The sequence below is a fragment of the Pseudomonas sp. CROZ-RG-20F-R04-15 genome (assembly GCF_022662375.1).
Lineage (GTDB): Bacteria > Pseudomonadota > Gammaproteobacteria > Pseudomonadales > Pseudomonadaceae > Aquipseudomonas.
The window spans coordinates 60,537-81,884 of the sequence record NZ_JAKNQL010000024.1 but is presented as its reverse complement, the minus strand read 5'-3'; the positions used below and the strand labels follow the sequence as shown (position 1 = coordinate 81,884).

Sequence of the window (21,348 nt, the reverse complement as noted above, 5' to 3'; positions counted from 1 at the left end):
TTTGCAGATAGAAATTCTGCATAAACATAAAAAACAGGTGGTTTTGTCTCATGCGCAAACTGGACCGTACCGACATCGGCATTCTCAACAGCCTTCAGGAGAACGCCCGCATCACCAACGCCGACCTCGCGCGCTCGGTAAACCTGTCGCCAACGCCGTGCTTCAATCGGGTCAAGGCGATGGAAGAACTGGGCCTGATCCGCGAGCAGGTCACGCTGCTGGATGCTGATCTGCTGGGGTTGCACGTGAACGTGTTCATTCACGTCAGCCTCGAGAAACAGGTCGAGGAAGCGCTGCAGCATTTCGAGGAAGCCATCTCTGATCGCCCGGAGGTGATGGAGTGCTACCTGATGGCCGGAGACCCGGATTACCTTATCCGGGTCCTGGTGCCGACCATTCAGTCGCTCGAACGCTTCATGATGGACTTCCTGACCAAAGTCCCGGGTGTGGCGAACATTCGGTCAAGCTTTGCGCTCAAGCAGGTGCGCTACAAGACCGCGCTGCCGTTGCCGATCAATGGTTTGATTCTGGGGGCGTGATCGCGGCGCCAGCGCTACTGAAGTCATACCGATAATCAAGTGCCGCAGTGTCGAGGACCTGGTTAATCTTCCAGGTCTGTTGCCAAGGGGCAGGTTCGATGTCCGGATGAAAGATCATTGTGGCCTCGAGCATGCCGTTGGGTGCGTTTTCGGCAAATGATATGACTTCTTCGGCAGGGTGCTGGCGCTTCCACCTCTCCCACAGATAATCGAGATGACAGTGGTGGAGGAAGAATATCGGGTCGTTTGGTGACGCAGCCGTGCCCATGTTGCCGCCGACCCACGAATGCACGTTGTTGTGCATCCGCTCCATCTGGTTTTCCCAACCTTCGGGTTCGGACCAGTAGGGTGTGCGGTTCATGACGGACTCGATTTCTTGCACGGTGGGCAGTGGCGAACCTGCTGCGCCAAAATTGCGCCTCAGCGCCGCAATCCCTTCGTCACCATCCCAGACCTTGATGCCAAAGACCTGCCCCTCGAAAGCAAATGGCCCGATGGTTACGCGCTGTTCAAACCGCGCATCGCCATCCCTGCCCATGAAGTCATCGACGAAGGGGTTGTCCGCGCCGCTCATGCTCCAGTTCCAGTACGGTAGGGTAATGCCGGGGTCGTTGGCTGCGCCTTGCAGTTCCCGCTCGAATTGGCGAATCAGGATGCGGTGCCAGGGGAAAAACAGCGGATTGCGATGGGGGTTGGGGAAAATCGGATTGCCCTGTCCCATGGAATTCTTGTGAATCTGTACAAAGTCATCGTAGCGATACTGCTGACCAGGTCGCAGGATACTGGGGGTTTGATTTTTCAGGATCAGGATGGCCCTGATGAACGCGTTTTTCTGGGCCACGGTCATGTCACGGTGATTACGACGAATATCCATATTGCGAAAACTCCATTGAATGTGTGCCCAATGAAGTCTGCTCGCTTACGGGATTTTCACCAGTTCATCACCCTCGACAGCGTTCGTAGGAAAAATAATCCGGCAACGGCCCGAGCGGTTTTTTCCTATAGCGAATTGAGCGGAATCTTCAGGTAAACCACACCGTTGTCCTCCGCCGGTGGCAGATTCCCCGCCCGCACATTTACCTGAATCGCCGGCAGCAACAGTGTCGGCATGCCCAGCCCGGCATCGCGCCGGGTGCGCATGTCGACGAACGCTGCCTCATCAATCCCGTCATGCACATGAATATTGTGTTTGCGTTGTTCGCCGACGGTGGTCTGGCACTGCGAGGCGCGACCTTCTGGCGGATAATCGTGGCAAACGTAGAGTTTCACACTGGCCGGGAAGGCCAGCAGCTTTTGGATCGAATTGAACAACTGATGGGCGTTGCCGCCGGGAAAGTCGCAGCGCGCCGTGCCGACATCGGGCATGAACAGCGTGTCGCCGACCAGAATCTGCTCGCCATCGATCAGATAAGCCATGTCCGCCGGGGTGTGGCCGGGGACGTGCAGGGCGGTGGCCTTGAGGTTGCCGATGCGAAATGACTCGTTCGGCGCAAACAGATGATCGAACTGCGAGCCGTCGACGCAAAACTCCGGCTCCAGATTGAACAGTGCCTTGAACACGTTCTGCACTTTGCTGATCGATTCACCGATGGCGATTTTGCCACCCAGTTCCCGGCGCAGATACGGTGCAGCGGACAGGTGATCGGCGTGAGCGTGGGTTTCCAGCAGCCACTGCACCTGCAAATTGTGGGCGCGAACGAAGGCGATGATTTGGTCGGCCTGGGCGGTGCAGGTGCGTCCGGCAGCGCCGTCGTAATCGAGCACCGGATCGACGATCGCGCACTGTCCGCCATCCTCTTCATAGACCACATAGCTGTAGGTCGAAGAGGCGGGGTCGAGGAAAGCTTCAATCTGCGCGGGCATGGACATCAACCTGAACAAGGGAAATGGGTTGCAACACTTTATCTAAAAACATAATGTTCGCAGCTTAAGTGACCTTGAAGGCATCGTGCAAATGCAATCCAGTCTGACCGAATGTGAAGTCGCCCAGCTGCGCGCCTCGGCCTCCAAGGCCTGTGCGCTGCTCAAGGCCATGGCCAATGAGGATCGCCTGCTGATCCTGTGTCAACTGACTCAGGGCGAACGCAATGTCGGCGAACTGGAAACGATGACCGGTGTGCGCCAGCCGACGCTGTCCCAGCAATTGGGCATCCTGCGCGATGAAGGGCTGGTCGCGACCCGTCGTGAAGGCAAGTACATTTTTTACGGCCTCGCCAGTCCCGAAGTCATCCAGGTGATGAAAACCCTCTCCGGGCTCTATTGCGGCGCCGTGCTGAAAAGCCTCGGCCATCAATAAATGCCAGCCAACGCGCTATCCCAATGTAGGAGTGAGCCTGCTCGCGATAGCGGTGGGTCAGCCAACATATTTATTGACTGACACACCGCTATCGCGAGCAGGCTCACTCCTACAATGGATTTGTGTGAAGGCTGAGAAATCCTTGCGTGCAGCAAAAGGAACAAGCAATGAACGATCAACACTGGGGCCCATCCATCAGTGCAGACATCGTGGTCATCGGCGGCGGTACGGCCGGTATCGGTTTTGTCGCCAGTCTGCTCAAGCGTGATCCGGCACTGAAAATTACCGTGATCGAACCGAGTGCCCAGCATTACTACCAACCGGCGTGGACGCTGGTCGGCGGTGGCGCCTTTGACGTGAAAGACACGGCCCGGCCGATGAACAAGGTCATGCCCAAGCAAGCGAACTGGATTCAAGCGGCGGTCACCGCGATCGACCCGGACCAGCGCCAACTCACCCTCAACGATCAACGCACGGTCAGCTATCAAAACCTGATCGTCTGCCCCGGCTTGCGTCTGGCCTGGGAAAAAATCGAAGGCTTGCAGGACAGCCTCGGCCAGCACGGTGTCACTTCCAATTACAGCTACCAGCACGCGCAGTACACCTGGGATCAGGTGCAGAAACTGCGCGGCGGCAAAGCGCTGTTCACTCAACCGGCGATGCCGATCAAATGCGCCGGCGCACCGCAAAAAGCGTTGTATCTGTCCTGCGATCACTGGCGTAAAACCGCCGTGCTGAGCAACATCAATGTCGAATTCAATCTGGCCGGCGCCGCGCTGTTCGGCGTGGCGACGTTCGTGCCACCGTTGATGAAGTACATCGAAAAGTACAACGCGCAGCTGGCGTTCAACTCCAATCTGGTCAAGGTCGACGGCCCGGCGAAAACCGCGTGGTTCGAGATCAAGGACACCGACGGCAACGTCACCCGTGTGGCGAAATCCTTCGATCTGCTGCACGTCGTGCCGCCGCAGGTTTCGCCGGATTTCATCGCGCAGAGCCCGTTGGCCGACGCTGCCGGCTGGTGCGAAGTCAATCCGCACAGCCTGCAACACCCACGCTTTCCCGAGGTGTTCGCACTCGGTGATATCTGCGGCACCAGCAACGCGAAAACCGCCGCAGCAGTGCGCAAGCAAGTGGTGGTGGTCGCGGAGAACCTGTTGGCCGCGCGCAAGCAACAACCGCTGCCGCTGAAGTACGACGGCTACGGTTCCTGCCCGCTGACGGTGGAGAAAGGCAAGGTGATCCTTGCCGAGTTCGGATACGCCGGCAAGTTGCTGCCGACCTTTCCACTGGACCCGACGGTGGCGCGGCGTTCGGCATGGTTTCTCAAGGCGACGCTGCTGCCGTGGTTCTACTGGAACGGCATGCTCAAGGGCCGCGAGTGGCTGACTGGTCTGTCCAAGGTTGACTGAGAAAACCCTATGTTGCTGGCAAGTCTGTTTGGCGTGGTGATGGGGTTGGTCCTCGGTTTGACCGGGGCCGGCGGCGGGATTCTGGCGGTGCCGGCGCTGGTGCTCGGGCTTGGCTGGACGATGACCCAGGCAGCGCCGGTCGCATTGTTTGCGGTCGGCAGTGCGGCGGCGGTCGGTGCCATAGACGGTTTGCGTCATGGCCTGGTGCGCTATCGCGCGGCGTTGTTGATTGCGGCGTTGGGCGCAGTGTTTTCGCCGTTGGGCATCTACTTCGCGCACCAGTTGCCGGAGAAAATCCTGATGATCCTGTTCAGCCTGCTGATGGTCATGGTGGCCTGGCGCATGCTGCGCCGCGAGCGTCAGCAGGAGGGGCCGAGCGATCACGGTCACGCCAGTTGGGGTCAGAAGAATTGCATGCTCAATGAACAAACCGGGCGCTTTGACTGGACCGCCAAATGCACCGCCACGTTGGCGGCGTTGGGCGCGGTGACGGGTGTGGTGTCCGGTTTGCTCGGCGTCGGTGGCGGTTTTCTGATCGTGCCGGCGTTCAAGCAACTGACCGATGTGCAAATGCGCGGGATTGTCGCGACGTCATTGATGGTGATCAGTCTGATTTCGGCGATTGGCGTGATCGGCTCGTTTCACGCCGGTGTGCGGATTGACGGGCAGGGCGCGGCGTTTATCGTCGCCAGCGTGGCCGGCATGATCATCGGCCGCAAGCTCTGTGCGCGGGTGCCGGCGCGGGCGTTGCAGGTGGGGTTTGCCAGTGTCTGTCTGGTGGTGGCGGGGTATATGTTGCTGCGGGCTTGAGTTTCAAAAGAAACCGCAGCCCATCAAGGGCTGCGGTTTTTTATCGGCTTACAACACCAGATGTGGCAACCACAGCGAAATTGCCGGAACGTATGTGACCAGCATCAGCACCAGAAACAGCACTGCGTAAAACGGCATGAGCGCCTTCACCGTGCTTTCAATGCTGACCTTGCCCACCGCTGAACCGACAAACAACACCGCGCCCACCGGCGGCGTTATCAGTCCGATCCCCAGGTTGACCAGCATGATCATGCCGAACTGCACCGGATCGACGCCGATGCCGAGAATCACCGGCATCAGGATCGGCGTCAGAATCAGGATCAGCGGCGCCATGTCCATCACCGTGCCGAGCAACAGCAGCATGACGTTGATGCACATCAGGATCACGTAGCGGTTGTCCGACAGGGTCAGGAACAGCGTGGTGATCTTCGCCGGGATCTGCATCAGGGTCATGATGTAGCCGAAGCTCGCAGCGAAACCGATCAGGATCATCACAATCGAAATCGTCCGCACGGTGCGGTGCATCAGTTTCGGCAGCTCACGCCACTTGTAGTCGCGGTAGATGAACATGGTGACGAAGAACGCCCAGAGCACGGCGATCGCTGCCGACTCGGTCGCGGTGAAAATCCCGGAGAGAATCCCGCCAAGGATGATCACCATCGCCATCATGCCCCACAGCGCTTCGCCGACGATTTTCAACGCCTGGCGCATCGGGATCACTTCACCCTTTGGGTAGTTGCGCTTTTTCGCGAAGATCAGGCACAGCACCATCAGGCAGGCGCTCATCATCAGGCCCGGTACGATGCCCGCCATGAACAGCGAGGCAATCGAGACCGTGCCGCCGGCGGCCAGTGAGTAAAGCACCGAGTTGTGACTTGGCGGCGTCAGCAGGGCTTGCACCGAACCGCTGACGGTCACGGCGGTGGAGAATTCCCGTGGATAGCCTTTGCGCTCCATCTCCGGAATCAGCACCGAACCCACCGAGGCGGTGTCGGCCACCGACGAACCGGAGATCGCGCCGAAGAAAGTCGACGCGACGATGTTGACCAGTGACAGGCCTCCGCGGACAAAACCCACCAGCACCCCGGCACACGCCACCAACCGGCGCGACATGCCGCCCTCGGCCATGATCGCACCGGCCAGCACGAAGAACGGAATGGCCAGCAGCGAGAATTTGTTCACCCCCGAAGCAACCTGGATCATCACCGCTTGGAACGGAATGTCGATCCACCATGCCCCGATCAGGGCAGCAGCACCCAGCGCGTAGGCGACCGGCATGCCGACCAGGATCAATACGATAAAACTGCCCAGCAGAATCAGAGCGTCCATTAAGCGGTACCTTCACTTTCTTCAACCAGGTCGAACTGCACGACTCGACGTTTGCTCTGGTCACCGAGCAAGAGTTTTTCCACAACGAAAACCAGCGTGAGCAATCCGCCCAGTGGAATCGGCAAATAGGTCACGCCAACCCGCAGGTCGGGCAGGGCGGCCATGAACTGGTTCCAGGTGGACATGCACAGCTTGAAGCCCCAGATGGTCATGAAGAGGCAGATCAGGCCCATGAGCAGTTGGGAAAAAATCGACGCTGCGGATTTCAGTTGCGGCGGCATGCGGTCGGTGAGCATTGCCACGGCCATGTGCGCGCCAGCGCGATAACTGGCGGCAGCGCCGATAAAAGTGAACACCATCATCAGCAGAATCGCTGTGGGTTCCGGCCAGCTCGAGCCGGTGCCCAGCACATAGCGTGCGAACACGCCCCAGGGAATCATCAGGGAAATCGCCAGGACGGAAAGGCCGGCGACCCAGATGCACGTCATGTAGATCTTGTCGTTGATACGCAGCAGTAGATTCTTCATCGGGTTCCACCGTAACCGGGTGCGCCGCAGTCATCGGGCGCACCGGGCCTTGTTCATGGGGACGGAGCGGGAGGCGTTACTGAACGGCTTCGATCTTTTTGATCAGATCGGCATACGGCGCGCCGTATTTCTCACGAACCGAGGCGGTGGCGTCGTAGAAGGGTTTCTTGTCAACGGTGATGAACTCGACGCCGGCAGCCTTGAGTTTTTCTTCGCTGGCAGTGGACTTCTTGTCCCACAGCACGCGTTCTTCGGCCTGGGCAGCCTTGGCGGCCGTCTTGACCTGCGCCTGTTGATCCGGGGTGAGTTTTTCCCAAGTGATTTTCGACATCACGATCGGCTCGGGCAGGATCAGGTGACCGGTCAGACTGTAGAACTTGGCGTTCTGGAAGTGGTTGTGTTCGAGCAGGGTCGGCGGGTTGTTTTCCGCGCCATCGATCACGCCGGTCTGCAGGGCGCTGAAGATTTCGCCAGTGTCCATGGCAATGCCATTACCGCCCATGGCGTTCATCATGTCGATGAACATCGGGTTGCCCTGGACACGGATTTTCATGCCCTTGAGGTCTTCGAGCTTGCGCACCGGTTTCTTGGTGTAGATGTTGCGCGTGCCGCCATCCATCCAGGCCAGGGCCACCAGGCCGAATTCGGAGTTGGTGATTTTGCCGAGGATTTCGTCGCCTACCGGGCCGTCGATGACGTTACGCATGTGTTGCTGGTCGCGGAAGATGAACGGCATGTTGAACACGTTCACGTCCGGCACCACCGGGCCGACGATCCCCAGGCTGACGCGTGACAGCTGTACCGCGCCGACTTGCATCTGCTCGATCACTTCCTTTTCCGAACCGAGTACACCGCCCGGGAAGTACTTGAAGGTCAGCTCGCCGTTGGTTTCCTTGGTCAGGGTCTTGCCCATGCTTTCTTCGGCGACGACAGTCGGGTAACCGGCGGGGTGAATGTCAGCGAATTTGAGTTCCAGCGCCTGAGCGGCACCGGCAAAGGTGAACATCAGCGGAAGTGCAGCGGCGAGCAAGGTGCGTTTGAAGTTCATGGGGGTGAGTCTCCAGTCTTGTTATTGTTGTGTTCAAGGCGCAGCGGTGCAGCAGAGGGTTTAAAGCAAATCGTTGAACAAGGGTTCCGGAAGGCCTTTGACGCCTGGCTTCAAGGCGAACACGCCGCCGGCCAGGGATTGCGGATCGTGGTCGTCGCCGGGGCGAATCGAGGCGACAAACAAGGTGTCCATGGCGCTGCCGCCGAAGGCGCACATCGTCGGTTTTTTCACCGGGACGGCCAGCGAGAAGTCGAGTCGGCCGTCTGGTGCGAAACGGTGAATGAGGCCGGCGTCATTGGCGCAGATCCAGTAAAAACCTTCGGCATCCACGGCGGCGCCATCGGGGCGACCGGGGAAATGGTTCATGTCGACGAAAACCCGGCGATTCGATGGTGTGCCGGTGTCAGTGTCGTAATCGAACGCCCAGATCAACTGCACATCAGGGTGCGAATCGGACAGGTACATGGTTTTGCCGTCGGGGCTGAAACCGAGGCCGTTGGGCACGATGAAACCGTCGAGCTGCGCTTCGATCACGCCAGACTGCCCGGCGCTGTAACGATAGAGCCGGCCCTCGGGCGCATTCAGGCCCATGTTCAATACCATGCTGCCGGCCCAGAAGCGGCCCTGACGGTCGCAGCGGCCATCGTTAAGGCGCATGTCTTCGCGACTGTGTGCAACGCTGGCGAGCCGCTCACTGTCGAGGCTGCCGTCGCTGTGCGGGTGCAGATGAAAGAAGCCGCTTTCCATCCCGGCCACCCAGCCGCCACGGCTGTGACGGGCGATGCAGGCGAGCATCTCTGGGGCTTTCCAGGCATGTACGTGGCCGGTGTCAGCGCTCCAGCGTTGCAGGCCGCCGTTGGGAATGTCGACCCAGTAAAGTGCGTTTTCCTCTGCTACCCAGACCGGGCTTTCGCCCACGGCGGTGCGCGCATCGACGATCAATTCGGCTTGCATACTCAATCCCTTGTGTCGTTGTCAGAGTGATCAGTCGCCAAACGGACCGGCCGCGACAAACGCGCCGCCCTGATAGATTCGCGCCGGGTCATCGGCCGCCGGCATTGGCTGCGCCTCGACTTTTTCGCGGAACACTTCGGAGCTGTCCTTCGCCTCGAAGCCGAGGTGGCTGGCGAATTTGTTGTCCCACCAGACGTCCTTGTTGGCGGACATGCCGTAGACCACGGTGTGGCCGACGCTGGGTGTGTACAGCGCGCGTTCGAGCAATTGGGTGAGGTCGTCGAAGCTCAGCCAGGTGTGCATCATTCGACGGTTTTGCGGTTCGGGGAACGAGGAGCCGATGCGGATGCTGACGGTCTCGATGCCGTAGCGATCGAAGTAGAAGCTGGCCATGTCTTCGCCGTAGGACTTGGACAAACCGTAGTAGCCGTCGGGGCGGCGCGCGGAGCTGGCGTCGAGCGCCTCGTCCTGCTTGTAGAAGCCGATGACATGATTGGAGCTGGCGAAGATCACCCGCTTCACGCCATGCCGGCGCGCGGCTTCGTAGATGTGAAACACACCGCAGATGTTGGCGCCGAGGATTTCTTCGAATGGACGTTCAACAGAGACGCCGCCGAAATGCAGGATCGCGTCGACGCCTTCGACCAGTTGGTGCACGGCGTGTTTGTCGGCCAGATCGCAGACGACAATTTCTTCGCGATCATCGATAGCCGGGGCGAGGGCGGCGATGTCCGACAGACGCAGGACATTGGCGTAAGGGCGCATACGTTCGCGCAGGACTTTGCCCAGGCCACCGGCAGCGCCGGTCAGCAGCAGGCAATTGAATGGAGCGCGGGGAGTAGAGGTAGACGTCATGGCAATCCCTGGACACATTGTTATTAGGTTTTGTTGTAGGTTGTCGTATGACTGCACTGAAGTATCGGTAGGGTTTCCAGAACTTGTCAACGCGACTTTCGGTGTAAATGACGGAAGGGCCAGTCCAGTCTTCAATCACCACAATTGCTTGTTTGGCAATGCAACTCCCCTGTGGGAGCGAGCTTGCTCGCGAAAGCGGTGCGTCATTGAAAGATGAATTGACTGACACGCCGCCTTCGCGAGCAGGCTCGCTCCCACAGGGAAACAGGGTGTTACGACTGGCTTTACAACAACGAAATCGGATAACTGATAAAGATCCGGTTCTCGTCAAACTCGTTGGTGCTGAAGTCCCGGCGGATCGTCGCGTTACGCCATTTCACGTTGAGGTTCTTCAGCGGTCCGCTCTGCACCGTGTAGGCCAGTTCCGATTCGCGGCCCCATTCCTTGCCATCGGTGATGGTGCCGGTATGCACGTTATCGCCGCTGATGTAGCGGTTCATCATTGTCAGGCCGGGGATGCCGAGGGCGACGAAGTTGTAGTCATGACGCAACTGCCAGGAGCGTTCCTTGGCGTTGTCATAACTGGCGTTGTAACTGTCGTTGGCGAGGGTGCCGCCGCTGGTGCCGTTGACCCGCATCCACGCGTCGTCGCCGCTGAGTTTTTGCAGGCCAACGTAGAAGGTGTTGCCGCCATATTTGGCCGAGAGCAGGGCGAACGCAGTCTTGTTGTCGAGGTCGCCAGCCTGGGCGCTGCCGTCTTCCTTGCCGGTGAAGAACCCGAGGTTGGCGCCCAGCGTCCAGTCGCCCAGCGGCTGGCTGTGGCTGAGATTGAAATACTGTTGCTGGTAGATGTCGCTCAGTTCGGCGTACCACACGCCGACCAGCGTGCGCTTGTCGTTGAAGGTGTATTCACCGCCGCCGAAGTTGAAGCGATCCGAAGTAAACGCACCGCGGCCGTTCATCGACATGTCTTCCATGCTCGCGTCGTTGCGCGGGCTGTTGCCACGGAATTGCCCGCCATAGACGGTCAGGCCATTGATCTCGGTGGACGTGATCTGGCCGCCGCGAAAGGTCTGCGGCAGGGAGCGGCCATCGTCGGAGCGCAGGATCGGCAGCACCGGCATCCATTCGCCGACCTTCAGTTCAGTCTTCGAGACCTTGGCCTTCAGCGCTACACCGAGGCGCCCGAAGTTGTCGGCCGGACGTCCGTCATCGTGGATCGGCAACAGTTGCGTGCCCCCCGTGCCTTTACCGCCATCAAGTTTTTGCGAATACAGCCCCAGCACATCGATACCGAAACCGACGGTGCCTTGGGTGAAGCCGGATTTGGCATCGAGGATAAAGCTCTGCGTCCACTCTTCAGCCTTGCCCTGCGGGTAGGCGGGGTTGACGAAGTTGCGGTTGAAGTAGGCGTTGCGCAGGTTCAGCGTGGCTTTGCTGTCTTCGAGAAAGCCTTCGGCGTCGGCGCTCATCGGCAGGGCGAGGGCGAGGCTGCTGCAGCCGATCAGGCCAAGTGTGGAACGGCTGGAAAAGCGGGAAGGGCGGACGGAATTGCAGACGGGTGTGCTCACTGTGACGCTCCCTGTTTCGTTTGTTGTTTTTATTATTTGTTATACGTCGTCGTACAACATGGGTGCGGATATTTCCTAGGTTTTTCGGGAATGTCAACAGCAAGTTATACGATGACTCCCAGTCATCACACCGAACCCTTGTGGGAGCGAGCTTGCTCGCGAAGACGGACTTTCATCCGACAAAGTTGTCGACTGACACTCCGCTTTCGCGAGCAAGCTCGCTCCCACAGGGGAAAAGTGTTTTAGCAATGAATTTGCGGCAAACTTAATCACCTTCCGCACAAGGCCTTTCAATGGATCAATACGCCCCGCGCAACTGGCAGCCCCACGAAAAGCCCAGTCTGCCCGGTTCCCCCTCGACGCCGTTGCACTCCAGTCCCAAGCGCCTGGCCTATGCGCTGGTCGGTTTGCTGGTGGCGGTGACCGGTGGTTTGGGCAACTCGCTGGTGGTCGCCAACCTGCCTTATCTGCAAGGCGCGCTCGGCGCGACCACCGCAGAAATGGCCTGGCTGCCGGCAGCGTATGTGATGACCAACGTGTCGATGAACCTGCTGCTGGTGAAGTTTCGCCAGCAGTTCGGTTTGCGCGCGTTCACGGAGGTGTTTCTGGTGCTGTACGCGCTGGTGACCTTCGGCCACTTGTTCGTCAATGACCTCAATTCGGCGGTGGCGGTGCGGGCGGCCCACGGCATGGTGGGCGCGGCGTTGAGTTCGCTGGGCCTGTATTACATGGTTCAGGCGTTCCCGGCGAAGTGGCGGCTGAAGGCGCTGGTGCTCGGCCTTGGCACTTCGCAACTGGCGCTGCCGTTGGCCCGATTGTTTTCCGAAGACTTGCTGCAGATCGCCGAATGGCGCGGCTTGTACCTGTTCGAACTGGGCATGGCACTGCTCTCGCTAGGCTGCGTATTGATGCTCAAGTTGCCGCCGGGCGACCGCTTCAAAACATTTGAAAAACTCGACTTTCTCACCTTCGCCATTCTCGCCACTGGCGTGGCGCTGCTGTGTGCGGTGTTGTCGTTGGGGCGGATTGACTGGTGGCTGGAGGCCAACTGGATCGGCTACGCACTGGCCGCCTCGATTGCCCTGATCATCGCCGGCCTGGCCATCGAACATAACCGCAGCAACCCGCTGCTGATGACCCGCTGGCTGGGCAGCGGGACGATGATCCGCCTGGCACTGGCCGTGACCCTGATCCGCATGGTCACCTCGGAGCAGTCCACCGGTGCGGTCGGTTTCATGCAAAACCTGAACATGGGCTATGAGCAGTTGCACAGCCTCTACGTGGTGATGCTGATCGGCAGCGTCGCGGGTTTGGTGACCAGCGCACTGACGATCGACCCCAAACACCTGCTGATGCCGTTGATCATCTCCCTGGGTCTGATGGCCACCGGGTCGGTGATGGACAGCTTTTCCAACAACCTGACCCGCCCGGAAAACCTCTACTTCAGCCAGTTTCTGCTGGCGTTCGGCAGCACGTTTTTCCTCGGTCCGACCATGGTTTTCGGTACTCGCAACGTGCTGACCAATCCACGCAATCTGGTGAGCTTTTCCGTGTTGTTCGGGATCTGCAACAACCTCGGTGGCCTGCTGGGCGCAGCGCTGCTGGGCACGTTCCAGATCGTCCGGGAAAAATTTCATTCCAGTCACATCGTTGAGCACCTCACGCTGTCTGACCCGTTGGTGGCTGCGCGTGTGCAGAGCGGCGGCTCGGCTTACGGCTCGTTGCTGGCCGACCCGAGCCTGCGCAACCTTGCGGGGATTCGCAGCCTGTCCAACGCCGCCGCCCGTGAGGCTAACGTACTGGCCTATAACGATGTGTTCATGCTGATCGCCGTGATTGCGCTGCTGACCATGATCTGGCTGTCCATTCGTGCGCTGTGGCTGATGAGCACCACCAAAGCCGTCGCCCCTGCGCCATCCACACCTTCGAGCGGTGCCACTTCTTCATGACCGAACCGACCACTACAACCACCAACGCCATTGCTGCCACGCCCGAGGGTGTGGCGCCGCCGTCATCGCCGAACACCGAGCCACGCTCGTTGCGGGTGCGGATTGTTTCTTCCATGGGCTTCGCCGCGATTGCCATCGTTGGCGTGTTGATTGTGCTTTATGCCTGGCAATTGCCGCCGTTCAGCAGTGCGGTCGAGACCACCGAAAACGCGCTGATTCGTGGGCAGGTGACGATCATCGGTCCGCAACTCGCCGGTTATGTCTATGAAGTGCCAGTGCAGGATTTCCAGTACGTGAAGGCCGGGGATTTGCTGGTGCGCCTCGACGACCGCATCTATCAGCAGCGCCTCGATCAATCACTGGCGCAACTGGCGGTGCAGAAAGCGTCCTTGGCCAACGTCGTGCAGCAACGCAACAGCGCCGAAGCGACGATCAAATTGCGTCAGGCGGTGCAGGCCGACAGCGAAGCACAGTTGCGCAAAAGCGAGGCCGATCTGCGACGGAATCAGGAACTGGTGCGTGACGGTTCGGTGTCCAAGCGCGAGATGGACGTGGCGCTGGCGGCCAATGCGCAAAGCGTTGCCGCCGTGGCGCAAGCCAAGGCCAATCTGGAAATCGCCCGTCAGGATCTGCAAACGGTGATCGTCAATCGCGGCTCGCTGGAAGCAGCGGTGGCCAGTGCCGAAGCGGCGGTGCAGCTGGCGCGGATCGATCTGTCCAACACGCGCATCGTCGCGCCGCGTGACGGTCAGCTCGGGCAGATTGGCGTGCGCCTCGGCGCCTACGTCAACTCCGGCGCGCAGTTGATGGCGCTGGTGCCGAACCAGAAATGGGTGATCGCCAACATGAAGGAAACCCAGATGGACAATGTGCGCGTCGGGCAACCGGTGCGCTTCACTGTCGATGCCTTGAACCACCGCCGATTCACCGGGCATGTGCAACATATTTCGCCGGGGACAGGGTCTGAATTTGCCCTGTTGCAGGCGGACAACGCCACTGGCAACTTTGTGAAAATCGCTCAGCGGGTGCCGGTGCGAATCACCATTGATGCGGATCAGCAAGAAGAGGAACGATTGCGGCCGGGGATGTCAGTTGTCGTCAGCATCGACACCGCCGCCGGCGACACCCAACCCCATTGACCCAATGCATAACCCTGTGGGAGCGAGCCTGCTCGCGAAAGCGTCGTATCAGTCACATTTCTTTATCTGACACACCGCTTTCGCGAGCAGGCTCGCTCCCACATTTGAACTGTGCTTATCCAGCGATCATCGGGGGCAGGGTGCCGAGCAGGGAGACGGCCGCCACCGCGCCAATGCCGAGCAACCACTCCAGCATCACACTGCGCCTGATTGCGCCCATGCGCTGTTCGCAATCATCCATGCGCAAACGATTGAACAGCGCCAGCCCGAGCATCCCCAGCACGATCAGCGCCTTGATCAGCAGAATCAACGCAAACCCGCTGAACAACGGCGTCGGCCACCACTGGCCGGTGAGCACGCGGACGTTGATCAAACCGGTGATCAGCAGCCCCGCGACCAATGCATAACCGACGCCGCTGAAGCGCCGCAAAACTTCGCGCATCGGCTCACTCGGCTGACGCAGAATCAGCACCAGCAACAACAACCCGCCCAGCCACGCGGCCACGCAGGTCAGATGAACGATCTGGTTGAGAATCAGCAGTTGCCCGCTCAGCCCATCGAGCATCGCACCATGCCCGACCGGTGCCAGGGTCGCCAGCAGCGACGCGCTCAAGCCCAATCGCAATGGCGTGCTTGAACGCCAAGGTGTGAACAGCAACGCCAACAGCGCGGCATTGATCAGCAGGTGCCAACGCCACACCTGGCCAAAAAACGTATTGCCCAGCACCAGCGCAACCGTGTCCGGATCAAACGCCGCTGCGGCTGAACCGGCCATGCTCGCGGTAATCAACAGCGCCCAGGCAATCCCGCTGAGCAGCGCCACAGCCGCCAGCCAACGCGCCAGTCGCGCCAGGTGCCGGTCCACTTGCAGCGCTTCATCCTTGAGCAGCAACGGCCTGAACAGCCAGGCCCCGAACAGCATCAACACCACGATGAAATGCACAAAGCGACACAGCACCAGCGCTTCACTCATGGGTTACTGGCCAACCTTGAACTGATAGGCGCCTTCGCTTTTGTGCGTATCGACGGACACCGCGTGCCATTCGACTTTGTACTCGCCAGCGCTCAATGGTGCAGCGGGGGTGACGATCAGGGTCTTCTTGTCGCCTTCGGTGGTCAGCGGCTTGATCTCGACCGGTGCGCCATCGCGGGTCACGGTGACTTTGGTAAAACTGGCTTCGACGCCTTCGGAAAAGGTCAGGCGCAAATCGGCCGGGGCGGCGACGGTGCTGTCGGCGGCCGGGGTCTGGCTTTTCAGATGGGCGTGGGCAAATACGGAAGATGCGGCGAACAGCGAAGCGAGCAGGGCAGTGGTGGTCAGGACGTTCTTGAACAGCATCGCGGATACCTCTGAGGCAGGACAAAGAAGCCGTCAGTTTAGCCATCCGCGCACGGCTGTACGAAGTTTTGTTTGCAGCGGTCGCCCGCGCACCAGAGCGGATGCTAGTCTTGGGCAACGCTGTTGTCAGGGAGCCCACATGGGCAATCACAAGATCGAGATTCGTCGCAACAACGTCGAGAAAATTCTCCTCGCGGCGGAAAAAGTCTTCGCCGAAAAAGGCTTCGGCGGCACGGCCATGGCTGACATCGCGGCTGAAGTGCAGCTGCCGCGTTCCAATCTGCATTATTACTTCAGCACCAAGAGCGAACTGTATAGCGCGGTGCTGTTCGACCTGCTGGAAGTATGGAAACAGGACGCGCTGTGCTTCGAGATGTTCGACGATCCGCGCGTGGTGCTCAGCAGCTACATCCGCGCGAAGATGAATCACTCGCGCAGTCGGCCGTACGGTTCGAAAGTCTGGGCCAACGAAATCATCCACGGCGCGCCGACGCTGGGCGAGGCGCTGGATGTCAGCCTGTATGACTGGGCGAAGATGAAGGAAGCGAAGATTCGCCAGTGGGTCGAGGACAAGCGGATTCTACCGGTGGAACCGTCGAGTCTGCTTTACATGATCTGGGCGTCGACGCAGCACTATGCCGACTTTGATCATCAGGTGAATATTCTGAATGAGCATCAGCCGTTGTCGGATATGCAGTTTGAGCGGGCGGTGCAGACGGTGACGAGTGTGATATTGCGTGGGATCGGGCTGGAGCCCTAGAAACAGACCCTCACCCCAGCCCTCTCCCGGAGGGAGAGGGGGCCTACGGAGGTGTCTTGCGGGTTACGTTGACCTGAAGAACCGAGTCGATTGCGGATTCAAAGCAAATCGTTCACGTCGGTGGATTTCTGAGCATCCCCCAATCAGTCCCCTCTCCCTTTGGGAGAGGGCTAGGGTGAGGGGGCTGTTGGATCAGTCGGCAATCTAGACCGCAACGTGATACGGATTGCGCGGATCATGATTCCAATCGAGAAACGGCTTGCCAGTCTCCATCGGCACCATCTCGATACAGTCCGCCACCGGACAAGTGATCTGACAAAGATTGCAACCCACACACTCCTCATCAATCACTTCATATTTATGCGTGCCGTCCGCCTGCTTCAGACTGCCAATCGCCTGGTGTGAAGTGTCCTCGCAAGCAATATGGCAACGCCCGCAACCAATGCACGCGTCCTGATCAATCTTCGCGATCACCTGATAGTTGATGTCGAGGTACTTCCAGTCCGTGGTATTGCCCACCGCGCGCCCGGAAAACTCACTGATGCTGGCGTAACCCTGACTGTCCATCCACCGCGACAACCCATCCTTCATCTCCTCGACAATGCGAAAGCCATGCAGCATCGCCGCCGTGCACACCTGCACCGCGCCGCTGCCCAGCGCCATGAATTCTGCCGCATCGCGCCAACTGCCGATGCCGCCAATCCCGCAGATCGGCAAGCCCTGGGTCTTTGGATCGCGGGCAATCTCGGCGACCATGTTCAGCGCAATCGGCTTCACCGCCGAGCCGCAATAACCGCCGTGGGTGCTTTTGCTGCCGACGGTGGGCAGGGCGACCATGTGTTCCAGGTCGACGCTGGTGATCGAGTTGATCGTATTGATCAGCGACACCGCATCGGCGCCACCACGGTGGGCTGCGCGCGCAGCCACGCGGATGTCGGTGATGTTCGGCGTCAGTTTGACGATCACCGGCAGCGAGCAATAGGTCTTGCACCAGCGCGTGACTTGCTCGACGTACTCCGGCACCTGACCGACCGCCGCGCCCATGCCACGTTCAGGCATGCCGTGCGGGCAACCGAAATTCAGTTCGATGCCGTCAGCGCCCGTGGCTTCCACTAGCGGCAGAATGTGTTTCCACGACTCCTCGACGCACGGCACCATCAGCGAAACGATCAGCGCGCGGTCCGGCCAGTCCTTTTTCACCTGAGTGATTTCGCGCAGGTTGATTTCCAGCGAACGGTCGGTGATCAGCTCGATGTTATTGATGCCAAGCACTTCGCGGTTGTTGCCGTAATGTGCTGAGTAGCGCGACGAGACGTTGACCGCCGCCGGATCCTCACCGAGGGTTTTCCAGACCACGCCACCCCAGCCTGCTTCAAAGGCACGGACGACGTTGTAGGCTTTGTCGGTCGGCGGCGCGGAGGCCAGCCAGAATGGGTTCGGCGCTTTGATGCCAGCGAAGACAATCGACAGATCGGCCATTTACGCAGCCTCCACGTTAAGCATCAGTTGAGCGTTGATCGCCTCGGCGGCGCGTTTGCCGTGCTGCACGGCTTGCACGGTGAGGTCCTGATCGAGGCTGGTGCAGTCGCCACCGGCGTACACGCCGGGGATGCTGGTGCGCAGGTTTTCATCGACGTAGATGCGTTCGCCCTGACGCTTGAGTTCACGGGCCAGCGGGTCGGCGAGGGCGCTGCCATCGAACGCCTGGCCGATGGCTTTGAAGATCGCGTCGGCGGCCAGCTCGAAAGTTTCGCCGGTGGTTTGCAGGCGTCCTTCGACCAGATCGGTGCGGGCGAAACGCATGCCGCGCACATGGCCCTGAGCGTCGAGCAGGACTTCTTCCGGTTGTGCCCAGGTCAGCAGGCGCACCTGATTGGCTTTGGCGATGTCCTGCTCATGGCCGGTGGCGCCCATGTCGGCGGCGCCACGGCGATACACCAGATTGACGTCGCGAGCACCGAGGCGGGCCATTTGCACGGCCATGTCGATCGCGGTGTTGCCGGCACCGAGGACGATGCAGCGTTCAGCCAGCGGCAGTTGCGTGAGGTCATCGGCCTGACGCAATTCGCGGATGTAATCGGTGGCAGCGAGCAGGCCCGGCGCATCTTCGTGGGGCAGGCCGAGTTGTTTGCTGGCATTGAGGCCGAGCCCGAGGAACACCGCGTCGAACTGCTGATGCAGTTCGCTCAGCGTCAGATTCTCACCAAGCTTTTGCCCGTGACGAATCTCGATGCCGCCGATTTGCAGGAGGAAATCCAGTTCCTTCTGCGCGTAGTCGTCGACCAGTTTGTACTTGGCGATTCCGTACTCATTGAGGCCGCCAGCCTTCTGCCGTGCTTCGAAAATCACCACGTCGTGACCGTGCATGGCGCTGCGATGGGCGCAGGACAAACCGGCGGGGCCGGCACCGACCACGGCGATACGTTTGCCGGTGGCGGCGGCGCGCTGGAACGGGTGCTCGCTGAAGTGTGCATTGTCGACGGCGTAGCGTTGCAGCAGGCCGATCAGCACCGGTGCGCATTCGTGAGCGTTGTTGCGCACGCAGGCTTGCTGGCAGAGGATTTCAGTTGGACACACCCGCGCGCAACTGCCGCCAAGGATGTTCGCCGAGAGGATTTTCTGCGCCGCACCGGGGATGTTGTCCTGATGAATGTTGCGGATGAACGATGGGATATCGATCTCGCTCGGGCACGCGTTCACGCACGGTGCGTCGTAGCAATACAGGCAGCGCGAGGCTTCCAGATGCGCCTGCCGGTCATTGAGCGGCGGCGCCAGATCGGTGAAATGCCCGGCGAGGGCGGCCGCGCTTTCGTGCGGGTGGGGGAGATGGTTCAGGGTCTCGATCACGGTTTATGGCCTCACGGTTATTTGAGGTGCTGCCTCTGATGGGCATTGGTTGATCGTTCCCACGCTCTGCGTGGGAATGCCTCTAGGGACGCTCTGCGTCCAGTGACGCGGAGCGTCACGGGCTGCATTCCCACGCAGAGCGTGGGAACGATCATTTATGAGGCCGAAGGCCTCGCTTTAGCGCTTCACGGCAGTCGGGCGATGTTGCTCAGCCCGCTTGCTCAGCAAATCAAACACCGCCGGATACGCCGGCCGCTCGATATACCGCCCGGCGCCACGCTCGGCACGCAGGTCGCCGTCGGCCCAGACCACCCGGCCCTGGCTGACGGTATGGCTCGGCACGCCGCGCACGGTCTTGCCTTCGAAGATGTTGAAGTCCACCTGCTGATGGTGGGTCTTGGCGGAAATGGTGCGGGTACCTTGCGGATCCCACAGCACCAGATCGGCATCGGCGCCGACGCGAATCGCACCTTTGCGCGGGTAGAGATTGAAGATCTTCGCGGTGTTGGTGGAGGTGAGGGCAACGAAATCCTGCATCGATAAACGCCCACTGTTGACGCCTTCGTCCCACAACACCGCCATGCGATCTTCAATACCCGCCGTGCCGTTGGGAATCTTGCTGAAGTCATCACGGCCGGCGGCTTTCTGCTCGGCGCAGAAACAGCAATGGTCAGTCGCGGTGGTGTGCAGATTGCCGTTTTGCAGCCCGTGCCACAGCGCCTCTTGATGACCACGCGGACGGAACGGCGGGCTCATCACATAACCGGCAGCGGTCTGCCAGTCCGGGTGTTGATAGACGCTGTCGTCGAGCAGCAAATGCCCGGCGAGGACTTCGCCGTACACCGGTTGGCCCTTGCTGCGCGCATAGGTGATTTCGTCGAGGGCTTCTTGGGTCGAGACGTGCACCAGATACAGCGGCGTGCCGATGGTTTCGGCAATGCGAATCGCCCGGCTCGCCGCTTCACCTTCAACCTGCGACGGCCGCGACAGCGGATGCGCCTCCGGCCCGGTGATGCCCTGGGCCATCAACTTGCGTTGCAGGTGATAGACCAACTCGCCGTTTTCCGCGTGTACGGTCGGCACGGCGCCGAGCTCAAGGCAACGCTCGAAGCTCGCCACCAGCGTGTCGTCGGCGGCCATGATCGCGTTCTTGTAAGCCATGAAATGCTTGAAGCTGTTGATGCCGTGATGGCTGACCAGCTCGGCCATTTCCTCACGCACCTGCTCGCTCCACCAGGTGATTGCAACGTGGAAGCCATAGTCGGACGCGGACTTTTCCGCCCAGCCGCGCCACTGATGAAACGCTTCCATCAGCGACTGCTGCGGATTGGGAATCACAAAGTCGATGATCGACGTGGTGCCGCCGGCCAGTCCCGCCGCCGTGCCACTGTAGAAATCCTCACTGGCCACAGTGCCCATGAACGGCAGTTGCATGTGGGTGTGTGGATCGATGCCGCCGGGCATCAGGTATTGGCCACTGCCGTCGAGCACTTCGGCGCCGGCGGGAATATCCAGGTTTTCACCAATGGCTTTGATCACGCCGTCGGCGCAATAGACGTCGGCGCGATAACTTTCATCATGGGTAACAACGGTGGCGCCACGGATCAACAGAGACATTCCGAGTTCCTCGCAGGCATTGACCGACTTGTGCCGGTTCTAGATGTTTTATTGATGTACAGCGTTGCAGAGCGTATTCCTGTCAGCGCTGTCAGGAATAGAAGCTAGTCGCAGATTTGCAATAGATCAAGATTATTTTTTATAAGCTTATTGCTGTTTTAACTGTATGAAAAATAACGATAAAAACTGCAAATCACCAAAATGGTGAGGCCGTTCACCATTTTGACGCACTTGACAGGATGGAAATATGAGCAAGATTTTGTATGTGAAATCAGCCGCTTGAAGTTGAGCTGCGGCTGCTCGCTCACAATGAAAATAAATGCAGTGCACCAGATTGAGTCCTGACAGTTCGGACA

General features: G+C 59.7%; 20 protein-coding genes. 7 read left to right on the top strand and 13 right to left on the bottom strand.

Annotated elements, in window-relative coordinates:
- Nucleotides 1-50 precede the first annotated feature (50 nt).
- On the top strand, nt 51-539 hold the full coding sequence (gene bkdR, locus L8H52_RS25385; protein ID WP_160058536.1) for a Bkd operon transcriptional regulator BkdR: 489 nt from the start codon (nt 51-53) through the stop codon (nt 537-539).
- Here bkdR and L8H52_RS25380 read toward each other — a convergent pair.
- Nucleotides 514-1,413: a tyrosinase family protein gene (locus tag L8H52_RS25380; RefSeq protein ID WP_242209271.1), complete on the bottom strand. Its 900-nt coding sequence runs from the start codon at nt 1,411-1,413 to the stop codon at nt 514-516. The genes bkdR and L8H52_RS25380 overlap by 26 nt on opposite strands.
- Nucleotides 1,414-1,538: 125 nt before the next feature.
- The gene (locus tag L8H52_RS25375; RefSeq protein WP_242209270.1) at nt 1,539-2,402 is read right to left on the bottom strand and encodes an MBL fold metallo-hydrolase; all 864 of its coding nucleotides are present in this window, start codon (nt 2,400-2,402) and stop codon (nt 1,539-1,541) included.
- Between the two features lie 91 nt (nt 2,403-2,493).
- Between L8H52_RS25375 and L8H52_RS25370 the strand changes: the two genes are divergently transcribed.
- The 3 genes from L8H52_RS25370 (at nt 2,494) to L8H52_RS25360 (ending at nt 5,057) form a co-directional block, all read left to right on the top strand.
- Nucleotides 2,494-2,835, top strand: coding sequence for a metalloregulator ArsR/SmtB family transcription factor (locus L8H52_RS25370; RefSeq protein WP_242209269.1), 342 nt, complete (start codon nt 2,494-2,496; stop codon nt 2,833-2,835).
- Nucleotides 2,836-3,002: 167 nt separating this feature from the next.
- The gene (locus tag L8H52_RS25365; protein ID WP_242209268.1) at nt 3,003-4,247 is read left to right on the top strand and encodes an FAD/NAD(P)-binding oxidoreductase; all 1,245 of its coding nucleotides are present in this window, start codon (nt 3,003-3,005) and stop codon (nt 4,245-4,247) included.
- Nucleotides 4,248-4,256: 9 nt separating this feature from the next.
- The gene (locus tag L8H52_RS25360) at nt 4,257-5,057 is read left to right on the top strand and encodes a sulfite exporter TauE/SafE family protein (protein ID WP_242209267.1); all 801 of its coding nucleotides are present in this window, start codon (nt 4,257-4,259) and stop codon (nt 5,055-5,057) included.
- 48 nt (nt 5,058-5,105) lie between these two features.
- Here the strand turns inward: L8H52_RS25360 and L8H52_RS25355 are convergent, their stop codons facing one another.
- From L8H52_RS25355 to L8H52_RS25330, 6 genes are all read right to left on the bottom strand, one after another.
- Nucleotides 5,106-6,386, bottom strand: a complete 1,281-nt coding sequence (locus tag L8H52_RS25355) for a TRAP transporter large permease (protein WP_242209266.1) — start codon at nt 6,384-6,386, stop codon at nt 5,106-5,108.
- Nucleotides 6,386-6,913, bottom strand: coding sequence for a TRAP transporter small permease (locus L8H52_RS25350; protein WP_242209265.1), 528 nt, complete (start codon nt 6,911-6,913; stop codon nt 6,386-6,388). Before L8H52_RS25350 ends, L8H52_RS25355 begins: the two co-directional genes overlap by 1 nt.
- Nucleotides 6,914-6,989: 76 nt before the next feature.
- Nucleotides 6,990-7,961, bottom strand: coding sequence for a TRAP transporter substrate-binding protein (locus L8H52_RS25345; protein WP_242209264.1), 972 nt, complete (start codon nt 7,959-7,961; stop codon nt 6,990-6,992).
- A gap of 60 nt (nt 7,962-8,021) precedes the next feature.
- Entirely contained in the window at nt 8,022-8,915 is an 894-nt protein-coding gene (locus L8H52_RS25340; RefSeq protein ID WP_242209263.1) for an SMP-30/gluconolactonase/LRE family protein, read from the bottom strand.
- 30 nt (nt 8,916-8,945) lie between these two features.
- Nucleotides 8,946-9,770 carry an NAD(P)-dependent oxidoreductase gene (locus L8H52_RS25335; protein WP_242209262.1) on the bottom strand — a complete coding sequence of 275 codons (825 nt, stop codon included), beginning with the start codon at nt 9,768-9,770 and terminating at the stop codon, nt 8,946-8,948.
- Nucleotides 9,771-10,054: 284 nt separating this feature from the next.
- A complete protein-coding gene (locus L8H52_RS25330; RefSeq protein WP_242209261.1) occupies nt 10,055-11,341 on the bottom strand; it encodes an OprD family porin in 1,287 nt (428 codons plus the stop codon).
- A gap of 293 nt (nt 11,342-11,634) precedes the next feature.
- Between L8H52_RS25330 and L8H52_RS25325 the strand changes: the two genes are divergently transcribed.
- Together L8H52_RS25325 and L8H52_RS25320 are read left to right on the top strand one after the other, a co-directional pair.
- Nucleotides 11,635-13,290, top strand: coding sequence for an MFS transporter (locus L8H52_RS25325; protein WP_242209260.1), 1,656 nt, complete (start codon nt 11,635-11,637; stop codon nt 13,288-13,290).
- On the top strand, nt 13,287-14,429 hold the full coding sequence (locus tag L8H52_RS25320) for an HlyD family secretion protein (RefSeq protein ID WP_242209259.1): 1,143 nt from the start codon (nt 13,287-13,289) through the stop codon (nt 14,427-14,429). Before L8H52_RS25325 ends, L8H52_RS25320 begins: the two co-directional genes overlap by 4 nt.
- A 115-nt stretch (nt 14,430-14,544) precedes the next feature.
- On the opposite strand, the gene copD is transcribed toward L8H52_RS25320, so the two are convergent.
- The gene (gene copD / locus L8H52_RS25315) at nt 14,545-15,402 is read right to left on the bottom strand and encodes a copper homeostasis membrane protein CopD (protein ID WP_242209258.1); all 858 of its coding nucleotides are present in this window, start codon (nt 15,400-15,402) and stop codon (nt 14,545-14,547) included.
- A gap of 3 nt (nt 15,403-15,405) precedes the next feature.
- Nucleotides 15,406-15,768 (bottom strand): copper homeostasis periplasmic binding protein CopC, encoded by a 363-nt coding sequence (copC, locus tag L8H52_RS25310; protein WP_242209257.1) that lies wholly within the window; start codon nt 15,766-15,768, stop codon nt 15,406-15,408.
- Nucleotides 15,769-15,907: 139 nt separating this feature from the next.
- On the opposite strand from copC, the gene L8H52_RS25305 reads away from it, so the two are divergent.
- Nucleotides 15,908-16,528, top strand: coding sequence for a TetR/AcrR family transcriptional regulator (locus L8H52_RS25305; RefSeq protein WP_007919317.1), 621 nt, complete (start codon nt 15,908-15,910; stop codon nt 16,526-16,528).
- A gap of 204 nt (nt 16,529-16,732) precedes the next feature.
- Here L8H52_RS25305 and preA read toward each other — a convergent pair whose 3' ends face one another.
- From preA to hydA, 3 genes are all read right to left on the bottom strand, one after another.
- Nucleotides 16,733-18,007 (bottom strand): NAD-dependent dihydropyrimidine dehydrogenase subunit PreA, encoded by a 1,275-nt coding sequence (gene preA / locus L8H52_RS25300; RefSeq protein ID WP_242209256.1) that lies wholly within the window; start codon nt 18,005-18,007, stop codon nt 16,733-16,735.
- Complete coding sequence (locus L8H52_RS25295; RefSeq protein WP_242209255.1) at nt 18,008-19,375, bottom strand: NAD(P)-dependent oxidoreductase; 1,368 nt, start codon at nt 19,373-19,375, stop codon at nt 18,008-18,010.
- Nucleotides 19,376-19,552: 177 nt separating this feature from the next.
- Nucleotides 19,553-20,992 carry a dihydropyrimidinase gene (gene hydA, locus L8H52_RS25290; RefSeq protein ID WP_242209254.1) on the bottom strand — a complete coding sequence of 480 codons (1,440 nt, stop codon included), beginning with the start codon at nt 20,990-20,992 and terminating at the stop codon, nt 19,553-19,555.
- Nucleotides 20,993-21,348: the final 356 nt, after the last annotated feature.